General features: G+C 61.2%; 12 protein-coding genes. 3 read left to right on the top strand and 9 right to left on the bottom strand.

The features are described from left to right. Positions 1–103: 103 nt before the first annotated feature. The 6 genes from AS26_RS12195 to AS26_RS12220 all read right to left on the bottom strand — a co-directional run bounded on the left by AS26_RS12195 (position 104) and on the right by AS26_RS12220 (position 6,801). The gene (locus AS26_RS12195) at positions 104–1,393 is read right to left on the bottom strand and encodes a homoserine dehydrogenase (RefSeq protein ID WP_062309934.1); all 1,290 of its coding nucleotides are present in this window, start codon (positions 1,391–1,393) and stop codon (positions 104–106) included. A 103-nt stretch (positions 1,394–1,496) separates the two neighbouring features. Then, positions 1,497–2,456 carry a carbohydrate kinase family protein gene (locus AS26_RS12200; RefSeq protein ID WP_062309938.1) on the bottom strand — a complete coding sequence of 320 codons (960 nt, stop codon included), beginning with the start codon at positions 2,454–2,456 and terminating at the stop codon, positions 1,497–1,499. Between the two features lie 36 nt (positions 2,457–2,492). Continuing rightward, positions 2,493–3,323, bottom strand: coding sequence for a carbohydrate ABC transporter permease (locus AS26_RS12205; protein WP_062309941.1), 831 nt, complete (start codon positions 3,321–3,323; stop codon positions 2,493–2,495). Continuing rightward, positions 3,320–4,267, bottom strand: coding sequence for a carbohydrate ABC transporter permease (locus AS26_RS12210; protein ID WP_062309944.1), 948 nt, complete (start codon positions 4,265–4,267; stop codon positions 3,320–3,322). The genes AS26_RS12205 and AS26_RS12210 overlap by 4 nt, the downstream gene beginning before the upstream one ends. 87 nt (positions 4,268–4,354) lie before the next feature. Then, on the bottom strand, positions 4,355–5,749 hold the full coding sequence (locus AS26_RS12215) for an ABC transporter substrate-binding protein (RefSeq protein ID WP_062309947.1): 1,395 nt from the start codon (positions 5,747–5,749) through the stop codon (positions 4,355–4,357). 29 nt (positions 5,750–5,778) lie between these two features. Next, positions 5,779–6,801, bottom strand: a complete 1,023-nt coding sequence (locus tag AS26_RS12220; protein ID WP_062309950.1) for a LacI family DNA-binding transcriptional regulator — start codon at positions 6,799–6,801, stop codon at positions 5,779–5,781. 273 nt (positions 6,802–7,074) lie between these two features. Here AS26_RS12220 and AS26_RS12225 point away from each other — a divergent pair, with 273 nt between their 5' ends. Genes AS26_RS12225 through AS26_RS12235 form a run of 3 tightly spaced genes read left to right on the top strand, consistent with a single transcriptional unit; the run spans position 7,075 to position 9,962 of the window. Continuing rightward, positions 7,075–8,139: an XRE family transcriptional regulator gene (locus tag AS26_RS12225; protein WP_245629759.1), complete on the top strand. Its 1,065-nt coding sequence runs from the start codon at positions 7,075–7,077 to the stop codon at positions 8,137–8,139. 10 nt (positions 8,140–8,149) lie between these two features. Further along, positions 8,150–9,175 carry an extracellular solute-binding protein gene (locus tag AS26_RS12230; protein WP_062309964.1) on the top strand — a complete coding sequence of 342 codons (1,026 nt, stop codon included), beginning with the start codon at positions 8,150–8,152 and terminating at the stop codon, positions 9,173–9,175. Positions 9,176–9,191: 16 nt separating this feature from the next. Beyond that, positions 9,192–9,962 (top strand): ABC transporter permease subunit, encoded by a 771-nt coding sequence (locus tag AS26_RS12235; protein ID WP_245629760.1) that lies wholly within the window; start codon positions 9,192–9,194, stop codon positions 9,960–9,962. Positions 9,963–10,047: 85 nt separating this feature from the next. Here the strand turns inward: AS26_RS12235 and AS26_RS12240 are convergent, their stop codons facing one another. From AS26_RS12240 to AS26_RS12250, 3 genes are all read right to left on the bottom strand, one after another. Then, positions 10,048–10,701: a peroxiredoxin gene (locus tag AS26_RS12240; RefSeq protein WP_174519944.1), complete on the bottom strand. Its 654-nt coding sequence runs from the start codon at positions 10,699–10,701 to the stop codon at positions 10,048–10,050. Between the two features lie 134 nt (positions 10,702–10,835). Next, positions 10,836–11,255, bottom strand: coding sequence for an Rrf2 family transcriptional regulator (locus tag AS26_RS12245; protein ID WP_062309958.1), 420 nt, complete (start codon positions 11,253–11,255; stop codon positions 10,836–10,838). Between the two features lie 44 nt (positions 11,256–11,299). After that, the gene (locus AS26_RS12250) at positions 11,300–11,818 is read right to left on the bottom strand and encodes a DUF1722 domain-containing protein (protein WP_062309961.1); all 519 of its coding nucleotides are present in this window, start codon (positions 11,816–11,818) and stop codon (positions 11,300–11,302) included. Positions 11,819–11,895: the final 77 nt, after the last annotated feature.

Raw genomic sequence — 11,895 nt, forward strand, 5'->3', positions numbered from 1 at the left:
GCGACCCTTATGAAGAAGAAAACGATTGCAAACTGATGTTGAAAGAGCTATCTTCTTCGTGAGCGCGCTGACCTGCGGAAAAAGCGGGTGCGTTCGCACCCGCTCACTCGTTGACCGGCTCAACGGGCATGACCGCTTCAACCGCGATATTCGGCATCTCCCGAAGACGGGTCGTCACTTCGTGTGCGAGCTTGCCCGGGATCTCGTGGGACACGATGACAATCTCCGCCTGCCCGCCCGCGACACGCTTCTGCAAGACCGTCTCCATGCTCACCCGCAGTTCTCCAAACAGGTGTGCCACTTGCGCAAAAACCCCCGGCTGATCGGCGGCCATGAGCCGGAAGTAGAACTTGTAGAGATCGTCCTCAAAGTCGACCACCGGCTTGCGGCTTCCGGCCAGCGCGTAGGGCCAACTTGTCACCACGCCGAGCTTCAGATTGCGCACGAGCGCGATGATATCGCCGACTACCGCGCTCGCCGTGGGCATTCGGCCCGCGCCGCGGCCGAAAAACATGAGGTCCCCCGCCGCGTCTCCGCGGACGAAGAGCGCGTTAAACGCGTCCGAGACGTGGGCCAGCGGATGGCTTTTGGGAATGAGCGTCGGCCGCACGGACAGCGACAGCCGCCCGTTGCGATCTCGACCATCCGCCAGCAGCTTGATCACGTATCCGGCCTCGTCCGCATACCGCACGTCACTGGCCGTCACGTGTCGAATCCCCTCGACGCGCACATCCGACAAATGCACCTCGGTGTGGAACGCGATGGAAGCCAGGATGACAAGCTTTCGCGCGGCGTCGAGACCGTCGACGTCACTCGACGGATCCGCCTCCGCGTAGCCCAGTTCTTGTGCCAGGGACAGGGCTTCGTCAAAGTCCAGCCCCTCTTCGGTCATCTTGGACAAGATGAAATTCGTGGTCCCGTTGATGATCCCTTTGAGATCCGTCACCTCGTTGGCCGTGAGGTTCTCCTGCAGCGGCCCTAAGAGCGGTATCGCGCCGCCGACCGACGCCTCAAACAGGATGCTGACGCCGTTCGCCGCGGCCGTCTGAAGAATCTCCGGACCGTGAAGGGCAATGAGGTCCTTGTTGGCGGTGACCACATGCTTTTTGCGCGCCAGAGCCTCGAGGATGTAGGTGCGCGCTGGCTCGATGCCACCAATGGTCTCCACGACGATTTGAATGTTCGGATCACCCAAGATGTCTTCGGCGGACGTCGTGAGTTGCTCGTGTTCAAAGTGCACGCCGCGATCCTTATGAACATCTCGCACGAGGATCTTCTGAATGACAGGACGTAGACCGGTCATGTTCGCGACGCGATCCGCCCTTCTGCGCACCAGCGATACCACGCCTGCGCCTACGGTGCCACATCCCAAGAGGCCGATGGGTATCTGCATCTGCCACGCATCCTCCCTGACTCTGTCGCCGGTGCCCCCAGAGGAGCCTCGCCTGACGTTTCTGGACATTTTGCTCCTTTATACCGTCTCTCTCGACGACGTGTCAAGCAGGCATATGTTCCAAAATGTCGGAAAGCGCAGGAAGAGCATCGATGGCCCCCTGCCGCGTAGCCGTGAGAGCACCGGCGACGTTGGCGAAGCGAAGCGCAGAAAGCCAGAACGCGTCGTCCCGGAGGCGGTTCTGGACGGCATCGGGGGTCGCATCGTTCGTCAACTGATACAAGAGAGCGCCAAAGAACGCGTCGCCCGCGGCGGTCGTGTCCACCGCCTGGACGGGAATCGAGGGGATGTGGCGGCATTCGCCCCGTATGACGGTGATGGAGCCATCTGGGCCAAGGGTACCGAGGAACCGAGTGTCAGGAAACGCAGCGGCCAGCTCGAGCAGAGCCTCGTCCGGGCTCTGTCGTCCGGTGAGCAGGTGCAATTCTTCCTCCGAGCACTTCACCACATCCGCGCGGCCAATGACGCGGAGCGATTGCTCCACAGCTTCCCGAGGGTCGTTCCACAGCGCAGGGCGGTAGTTCACATCGAAGGTCGTCACGCGCCCGTAGTCACGGGCGAGATCGAGCGCACGGTGAGCGGCGGAGCGCGCTGGCTCGTGAGAGAGCGCGAGCGATCCCAGGTGCACAACCTTCGCCTGTTCGAACCAATCCTCTCGCAGATGTTCAGGCCGAAGTTGGGTGTCTGCACCTGGATGCCGATCGAACGAAAACGAGCGCTCGCCGTCGGGTGCGAGGTGGACAAACGCCAGCGTGGTGCGGGCGCCGACGCGCACCAGGCCGCTGTCGTCGATGCCAACCGCCCCGAGCGCGCGGCGCACAAAGTCGCCGAATGCGTCCTCTCCGATGCCCGCCACCATCCTGCCCCGGCCACCGAACTTGGTCACGGCGGCGAGCACGTTCGCGGGCGCGCCGCCTGCCGACCCGAACATCTGCGGCACCCCTGCCGACATCACCACGCTGAAATCGATCAACACTTCGCCAATGGCCAACACGTCGTACATCACGGGCCCTCCATCGTGTTTACGGATACCGCCAAATTAGCCTTTGACCGCCCCTTGCGTCAAGCCGGACACAACCCAGCGGCGGAAGATCACCACGAGAATGACGATGGGGACAATCGACACCACCGAGCCCGCGAAAATGGTTCCATATGGAACCGTGTATTGCCCGTTGAACAGCGCGATGCCAACCGGGATCGTGCGCATGGTGTTGTTCGGATTGAATACGAGTGCCATGAAAAACTCCGTCCAGCAGGCGACGAACGTGAACACGGCTGCCGTAAAGAGCCCTGGCGTAGTAAGCGGCAGGAAGATGCGCCAATACGACATGAACACCGAGGCGCCGTCGATTTTGGCCGCTTCGAACAAGGCACCTGGCACCTGCAAAAAGTAATTGCGCAGAATCCAGATGGCAAATGGCAAATTGAACGCCGTATACGGGATGATGAGCGCCTGATACGAGTCGAGCCATCCTACGTCGCGAAGCAACATGTACAGCGGCGTGATCACGACAAGAGGTGGAAACACCGAGATGATGAGCAAGAAGATGAGCATCGGCTGCTTGAACTTGATGGGAAGCCGCGCAATGGCAAACCCCGCCATGGATCCGAAGAGAAGCACGAAGAACGTCGACGCGATGGAGACAATCACGCTGTTCAAGATGTACCGCCCAAAGTGAAACTGGCCGAAAGCCTCTTCATAATGAGACCACGTCCAATGATGAGGGAAGTACGCTGGCGGGTAAGCGCTGATGTCGGAATTGGGCTCGAACGACGTGACGAACATCCAATAGAATGGGAGCAAGATCACGACGAGAAAGAAAATGAGCACGACATAGCCGATCACGCGCTGATACAGTGGCTTTTTCATTGCGCTTCCTCCCCGACCATCCCGCGGAAGGCAGATAGAAAGACGAGACAGGCCCCCAAGATGAGGATGACGGTGCTCACAGCCACCGCGGCTCCCAAACCAAAGTGCAGGTTCTGAAACAGCGTCTCCTCACCGAGCATGGCGAGCGACGTGGTTGTGGAACCGGGCCCACCCTGCGTGAGCACGAACGGCAGGTCGAAGATCCCAAACGCCTGTAGAATGCGAAACAGTCCTGCGATAGCGATGCTTCCTCGCAGCTGCGGGAATGTAACGTTCCAAAAAGTCTGCCAACCGTTCGCGCCGTCGATGCGCGCCGCCTCATAATAGTCCCTCGGAATCATCTGCAGTCCGCTCAAGAGAATGATGACGACGAACGGCGTGGTCTTCCAAATGTCCGCTGCCATGAGGGCGATCACGGCCGTGACCGGCTCGCCGGTCCAGTTGATGGGACTGTGGATGACCCCCAGACCTTGGAGAATGGCGTTGAGCACGCCGTATACGCCATTGTAGATGTAGCCCCACATTTCAGCGGAAATGACCGTGATGAGAGACCACGGGATGAGCATCACCACTACCGACACGCTCTTCAACTTCTCCACGTTCTGAATCGCAAGGGCGATGAGCAGCCCCAAAAAGAGCTCGATGGCAACTGTCACAATCGAATAGTAGACGGTGAACCAGACGCTGTGCCAAAACAACGGGGCAGAGTACACGTCGACATAGTTTTGGATGCCGTTGAAGGTGAACTGAAATCCGTTCTCGGTGAGTTGAATGTTGTTGAAGCTCATCCACACGGAATAGACGATCGGGAAAATGGTCACGGCCAGGATGACCACACCGGCTGGCGCCAGCATGCCGACGCCGGCGCGAGCGTCATGGCGCACGACGCTCACCCGCTTGCCACCGGTTTGCAACCACGGACGCCCTTCCATCACCTTTGACATGCGCAAACGCCTCCCTTCCCTTCGCTTGTGCGCAATCCCTGCCGAATCGATGAAATGGGCGGGCGGCGTACGCCCGCCTTGGCGTCATCAGAGCCCACCCGAACCGCTGCCGCTCAGGGCCTTCTGGATTTGCTGATTCGCGTCCTTCAAAGCCTGCGCGACAGGTACACTGCCGGCCAGCGCCGCGTTGACATTGTCGTAGATGGCCTTGGAGACCGCCGGGTAGTTGGGGGTCTGCGAAGGCCGCGAGACGAACTTCACCTTGGGCAACAGAGCAAACACCGGGCTGTACTTGGCGAGCGACGGGCTGTCCGCCACAGCCTTGATGGTGGGCATCTCCGAGTTGGCCGCAAGGATTTCCTGAGCCTGCGGGCTCGTCATCCAGTCGATGAACTGAAGGGCGGCCGCCAGGTTCTTCGTGTGCGGGTTCAGATACAGGTCCCAGCCACCGACCGTGCTGTAACCGCTCGAGCCATGCCCCGCAAAGGTCGGAAGGGGTGCGACACCGACCTTGCCAACCACCTTCGAGCTCTGAGGATCTTGGGAATCCGCCCATGCGTAGGACCAGTTGCGCAGGAACACCGCATTGCCCTGCGTGAACACATTTTCGGATTGCGGCTCCTGGAACGTGTCCACCGCTTGGGGCGTGACGCCGGACGTGATGAGCCCGCGCATGAACGAGAGCGCCTGCTTCGCAGCCGGTGTGTCGAGCGTTGCCTTGCCGTTCGTCAAAACGCTGCCACCAGCGTCCGCCAGGTACTCGTTAAAATCACACGTGAGCCCCTCGTAGTCGGCACCCTGCCACGCGAACCCATACTTCGCCCCGCCGTGCTTGACGATGTAAGAAGCCTCCTGTTGCAGCTGCTGCCACGTCTTGGGCACGGGCAGGTGATATTTGGCCAACAGATCCTTGCGGTAATACAGGAACGCTGTATCGGCAAAGAGCGGCGCAGCATACACTTTGCCGTCATACGTGGCGCCTGCCACCAACCCGTTTGAAAAGCGCGTCCAGAAGGAGGCGGGCAGATAATCCGAGAGCGGAGCGGCCAACTGACTGTGAGCAAACTGAGCGGGCCAGATCACGTCGCCCATGTACACATCCGGCGTCGGAGAACCTCCGCTGATGGACGCCGTCAGATCGGCGCGGTTCGTGTCCGTATTCGACGGCTGGACTTGCAACTTGACTTTGATCTTCGGGAATTTCTTCTCGAACGCCGACACCAGCTCGCTGGCGGTGGAACCCGTGGTGAACGATTCGGCCCAGACAATCGTGCCCGACGCGTTCTTGTAGTTCACAAGGTGGGTCGGCTTCGCAATCTGGACCCCGGCCACGTTCACCATATCGGCCGACGACGGCGAAGTAGATGCGCTGCCGTTTGCACCGCTGCCGGTGTTGCTCGTCTGTCCGCATCCCACCACGAGCGCCGCGGCCGCAGAGCTTGCGAGCGCAACGCTTGTCCAACGTTTGACTTTGTTCTTCATATGCACATACCCCCAGAGATCTTGAAATTTCAGTTCATGGAACGAACGGATTCGCGCTCCACCAGGCGATGCGGCAACAGATAGTCCCCAATCTCGGATGGTGAAGGAGGCTGCGACGCCGCCCGCACTAACCATTTGACAGCTTCCGCACCGATTTCGTGGAACGGTTGTGCGACGGTCGTGAGTCTCGGTGTGACCATGCGGGCGATGGGCAGATCGTCAAACCCCATCACCGAGATGTCGTCTGGCACGCGATAGCCGTGATCGTTCAAACAGCGTATTGCGCCGAGCGCCATTTCATCCGCCGCGGTACAGACCGCTGTGAAGGGCACTTCTCGGATCCGATCCAGCAAGCGCTGCATGGCCTGATAGCCATCGTCGAAACGATACTGTCCGAACTCGACGCGCGCTTCAGAGTACTCGATTCCGAAATGGCGAAGCCCCTCCCGATATCCTTCTAACCGCAATTCGCCCGTCCGGTCGTCCCGTAGCTTGCCAGCGATCATCGCAATCTGCCGATGTCCTCGGGATACCAGATACGCCACGACGTCGAACATGGCGCGCACTTCGTCGATGCGAAAGGCGGTGAGCGGCGTCTTCGCAGCGCTCTGCGTCAACGTGAGAACCACGGGAATGTTGAGCCGCTGCAGAATCGGATCGTAATCCTCCGTCACCACTTTGCTGGTGAAGATGATGCCGGAGACCTGATACCCGCTTAAGATGGAGAACCCCTCAAACGCCCGTTCGCGCGAGTGTTCGGAGTCGTACAACAAGACCTTCATGCCGTACTGTTGACTGGCGCGGTCGATACCCTTGTAGAGTTCGTTGAAGAAGAAATCTGTGATGCCGGGCACGATGAGGCCGAGCGTGTCACTTCTCCGCGCAGACAACCCTCGAGCGATGGCACTCGGCTGATACGACATCTCCTCCATCGCCTTGCGAACGCGCTCGAGGGTCTCGGGATCGACGAGATCCGGGCGGTTCAAGGCGCGGGACACGGTCGCAGCAGACACCCCCGCCGCCTTGGCGACGTCGCGGATGGTCGCTCGCAAGCTGCGTCACCTCCTTGTGCAACAGTTTCATAAAACGGTTACACAAACTCGAACACCGCGATCATACGAGAACGCGAGCTTCATGTCAACGCTTTCATCGTTCAGATGAGTCATTTTCATTCGCCACGGCTTTGATGTGTTCGTCTGCCGAGTGTGATGCGGCCCTCGTCGCCAGCATGTGAACGCGTGCGCACGCCGAAGATGGAAAACATACTTTCATCTGAATCTCCTTTGCGCTATCTTGAAATTATCCTTTCAAGGTAGGCGATCCACATGAAATTCCCGAATGCCGTGCGGCCCCTGCGCGAGATGGCTGGGCTTACCCGTTCCGAACTCGCCCGCCGCGCGGGAATCACGCCGCAAGCATTGGGCCTCATTGAACAGGGAAGAGTGAGTCCTTCGACGCACGTCGCCTTACGCCTGGCCAAAGCGCTCAGCACCACGGTGGAGTCGCTCTTTGATCCGGAGCAAAGGGCGGTCAATCCCCCTGGAGCGGGCCGCTTGCGCACAGAGCGCGTGGTGGTCGCGGAAGTCGCGGGCGTGCGCGTGGCGAGATCGCTCGAGGACTCGGCTCAACCTGTTCCTTCCGACGGTCTGCGCGACGAGAGTGGTTGTACCGACTGGATGACCTCGTTTGACGGATCGATGGCACGCGTCTTTCTGTCGGGGTGTGATCCAGCGCTCTCGTTGCTGGCCGCCTGGGTGAATCGCCAGGGCCGCGCGTGTGAAGCGGTCCACTTTCTCGCGACCAACGCTGGCGCCATGACAGAGCTCGAATCGGGTCGAACACACATCGCAAGCGTCCACGCGACGAGCGACGACGTCCGTGCGCTCATCCGCGGACGCGATGCTGTGGTCCTGTCGCTGGCGCGATGGCGGATGGGCTGGGTGGTGCCTCGCGACAATCCTCATCGTTGGATGATCGAGACGGGATTTCGCGAGGCGCGTCCGCGCATCGTCAACCGCCCGCGCGGAGCGGGCGCTCGCGCGCTGGTGGACGAGGCGCTCCGGAGGGAAGGCGTTCGTGCGGACGAGATCGCCGGCTACGACCTGGAGGTCAAGACGCATCAAGCCGTGGTGCAGGCCGTCGCGTTTGGCGGCGCGGACGTCGGAGTCGCGCACGAGGCCGCGACGACGCCCGAAGTGGCCTTCGTGCCCATTCGCGAAGAGACCACCTGGCTCGTGATGAAGCGCGCCAGCCTCCACCATCCCGGGGTGCAGCAGGTGCTCGATCTGCTGCAATCGGATCGATTCCGCCGAGATCTCGCGGCGTTTGGGCCGTACGACGTCTCCGTGACCGGCGCCGAGATGCATGTGAAATCAAGGCGCAAGACCTAGGGGGATGAGCATGAAGATCTTGAAGCGTTCCATGTGGGGCGGCGCCATCGCTGGCCTGATGATCGCCGTCTCAGGCTGTGGCACGTCGACCGCCGCTCAGCATGCGGCAAACGGAGCCGCCTCCAGAGCGCCATCAAAGCCGGTACCGCTGTCCGTATTTTACGCAGGCTCCATGACGCACGTGATGGAACAGGTCATTCGCCCGCGCGTGGATCAGGCGCTGCACGTCGATGTTCAAGGCGAAGGGGCGGGATCGGCTGAACTTGCCCACATGGTCACGTCCAAATTGGCCAACCCCGACGTGTTCATCAGCGCCTCTCCGGCTGTGGACGTGAACGACCTGATGGGCGCGTCGAACGGCAACGCAGCGCGCTGGTATGCCACGCTGGCGACGGACCAGCTGGTGATTGCCTATTCGCCGAAGAGCAAAGAGGCCGGCGAGTTCAAACTGGCGGCGGAAGGCAAGGTTCCTTGGTACAAGGTGCTGGAGATGCCGGGCGTCCGCTTTGGCCGCACCGACCCGAAACTGGATCCGAAGGGCGTCAACACGATTCTCATGATGAAGCTGGCAGAAGCCTACTACCATCAGCCGAATCTGGAGAAGACCATTCTTGGGAGCGACGAAAACCCTGCTCAGGTATTCCCAGAAGAAGACCTCATCGCGCAGCTGACGAGCGGCCAGATGGACGCCGTGATCGCCTACAAACACGAGGCGATGGAGTGGCATGTGCCGTACATCACGCTGCCGAGCGCCATCAACTTGGGCGATCCGGCGCTCGCCGCGGAGTACGCGAAGGTGTCGTGGACGCCGAGCGGCGGCGGAAAGACAGTGAAAGGCGCGCCGATTCTCTTCACCATCACCGTGCTCACCCATGCACCGCATCCCGAGCAGGCGGCGGCATTCGTGCGTTACATGACCGTGGGGCAAGGCCATCAGATCCTGGTGCAGGATGGCTTCACCCCGACGCCCATCCGGTTCTACGGCGATCTGCAGAGCGTGCCGGCCAGTCTGAAATCCCTAGCGGAGCATTCGTGATCCGATGATTCGAAGTGTGAGAACGTCTGCGCTGTACGCTGCGGGCGCCGTGTCCGTGGCGTACGCGCTCTGGCCTATCGTCCGCCTCGCCGCCGACGCGCCTCCCGGCGCCATCGCCGAGGCGTGGCGCCAACCGGAGTTGCTGCAGGCTGCGGCCACGTCCCTGGCGAGCGCAGCCATCGCCACGGCGTTGTCCGTGGTCCTTGGCGTGCCCGCGGCGTTCCTGTTGGTCATGTCACGCTTCCCGGGCAAGTGGTTGCTTGAAACCCTGTTACTTCTGCCGCTCGTGCTCCCACCCATCGTCGGCGGCGTCGCCCTCATGGATGTGTTCGGCCCCTACACGGCCATTGGCAGCTTTGCAGCGGCGCACCACCTGCCACTCACGCTTTCCATGGCTGGCATCGTGCTGTCCCAGTGGTACGTCACGAGCCCGTTTCTCGTGCTCACCTCGCGCGCAGGCTTCGCAGAGGTTCCGAAGGAACTGTACGAGGCGTTTCGCCTCGAGGGCGCCGACGGCTGGACAGTGTTTTGGAGGCTCTATGTGCCCCTCGCAACAGGCTCCATCCTGACCGGCGCCGCGCTGACCTTCGCCCGCGCCCTTGGCGAATTTGGCGCCACCATGCTCATGGCCTACCACCCGTACAGCCTGCCGGTCTACATCTGGGTGCAATTCACCGCCGGCGGCGTGACGAGCATGGTGCCCATCGCCTCTGGCATCGTGTTGGCGCTCGCCATGGGCGTGGCGGTCGTCCGACTCGTGGGATCCAGGGTCGTCCGCAGACGCTGACGACACATCCGCGAATGACCCCTAGAAACGGGAAGGCCGCCCCGCCGAGCTCCGCGCTCGGGGGACGGCCCGTGAAAGATGGCGGTCAAAGCTTCTTCATGCGCAAATACCAGGTCTTGTACTCGAGCCCTTTCGCCGCCGCCTCTTCTTCGGTCTCGATAGCATCGAGCGTCGCTGGGGCAGGCACCACGACGGGATCGCCAGGCTGCCAGTCGGCCGGGCAGGAGACGCCATTTCGGTCGGCGGTCTGCAGCGCGTCGATGACCCGCAGGATCTCCGAAATGTTGCGGCCGACGTTCATCGGATAGTAGATCATCGCGCGGAGAATGCCCTTGTCGTCGATGAAGAACACCGTCCGCACCGTCGAGGTGTTGCTGGCAGCCGGATGAATCATTCCGTAGAGATTCGCGACCTTCATGTCCAAGTCCGCGATGACCGGGAACGGGATTTTCACGCCGAACGCCTTCTCCAAGTCGTGCACCCAGGCCAAGTGCGACTGCACGCTGTCGATGGACAGCCCGATCAACTGGACGTTCCGCTTCTCAAACTCCTCATAGCGGCGAGCGAACGCGCCGAACTCCGTCGAGCAAACGGGCGTGAAGTCCGCCGGGTGCGAGAACAGGACCACCCATTTCCCGCGCAGGTCGCTCAGCTTCATCTTCCCATGCGTGGTGTTGGCCTCGAAATCCGGAGCAGGCTCATTGAGGCGGGGCAGCGTGTTGACTTCCGTCATCCTCATCTCTCCCATTCTCCAACTTCGATTATCGGATTACTAAGTATAATGTACCACGGCGCAAGGGCTGCCACAAGCGGTCTTGCGTGAGCCGTTCTCACCACTTCATTTCCACGCCATCGCGCCGAATCCTGCCAATCCTACGTTGCGCGAAAAGCCGCCGCGCTGACCGCGATGTCCGCAAGCGTGTACTGATTTAAGGTCTCCAAAAAGGCGTCCACCGCTTCACCGAGCGCGCGCCGCAGCTTGCAGCCCGGCAACAGCACGCAGTGGCCATTCGTGAAGCACCCCGCCACGGCGAAGTCGTCTTCCATCGCGCGGACCACGTCTCCGATTCGAATGTCGTGCGGAGACATCGCGAGGCGCATGCCGCCTCCGCGGCCGCGCACCGTTTCCAGATATCCAACCTGCCCCAGGCGATGGACCGCTTTCGTCAGGTGATTGCGCGAGATCCCATACACCCGCGCGATCTCGTCCACCTGCACCAGTTTTCCCTCCGGTTGATTGGCCGTGTAGATCAACACGCGCAGCGCATAATCCGTGAATACCGTCAGGTTCACAGCCTCACCTCCTGCATACGCCCGCGCCCGAGCTTGTCCAGACGTCATGTCACTCGTCCGGGTCCGTCTTCTAACGGATCCATACGGACCAACAGCTTCGACGGATCTCCCGAGGCCAACGCCTCCGTCGCATCGACGGTCATCCGGTACACGTTGCCCTGATAGCGGAACACCGTCTCCTCCCAGGGCTCGTCGCGAAACACGTAGGACGTCGCGAGATACAGAGGCCCATCGCGGCGGACGCGATCGCCGAGTTCTGCGATGAGGCCCGCCGGATCGTCCAACGCCCGCTGTGCGAGTCTCCTTCGGTCTTCCGCGGGCAACCGGTCCTTCCAATAGCCGAGCAGGTGATAGGCCGTGTTGCGAAGCGCGGGAAGGGTCACACGTTCCTGCTCCACACACTTGAGGCGATACAGCCAAGTGCGGAGCGCCTGCTCATCGCCCCGCGCTTGGCGCAGTGACGCCGACAACTCGCGCACGTGCGCGTAATTTCGCGCCATGACGGCGTATTTGGCATCCCGCCACAGCGCCTCACACCCCTGATACAGCTGGGAAACCCACACACCATCCTCCCCTGTCATGGATGGGAATTCATTCTTTCTCCAGCTTATACCCATCCTTGAGAAGATACCAGAGCTCG

The sequence above is a fragment of the Alicyclobacillus sendaiensis NBRC 100866 genome (assembly GCF_001552675.1).
In the GTDB taxonomy this organism is placed as follows: Bacteria; Bacillota; Bacilli; order Alicyclobacillales; family Alicyclobacillaceae; genus Alicyclobacillus; species Alicyclobacillus sendaiensis.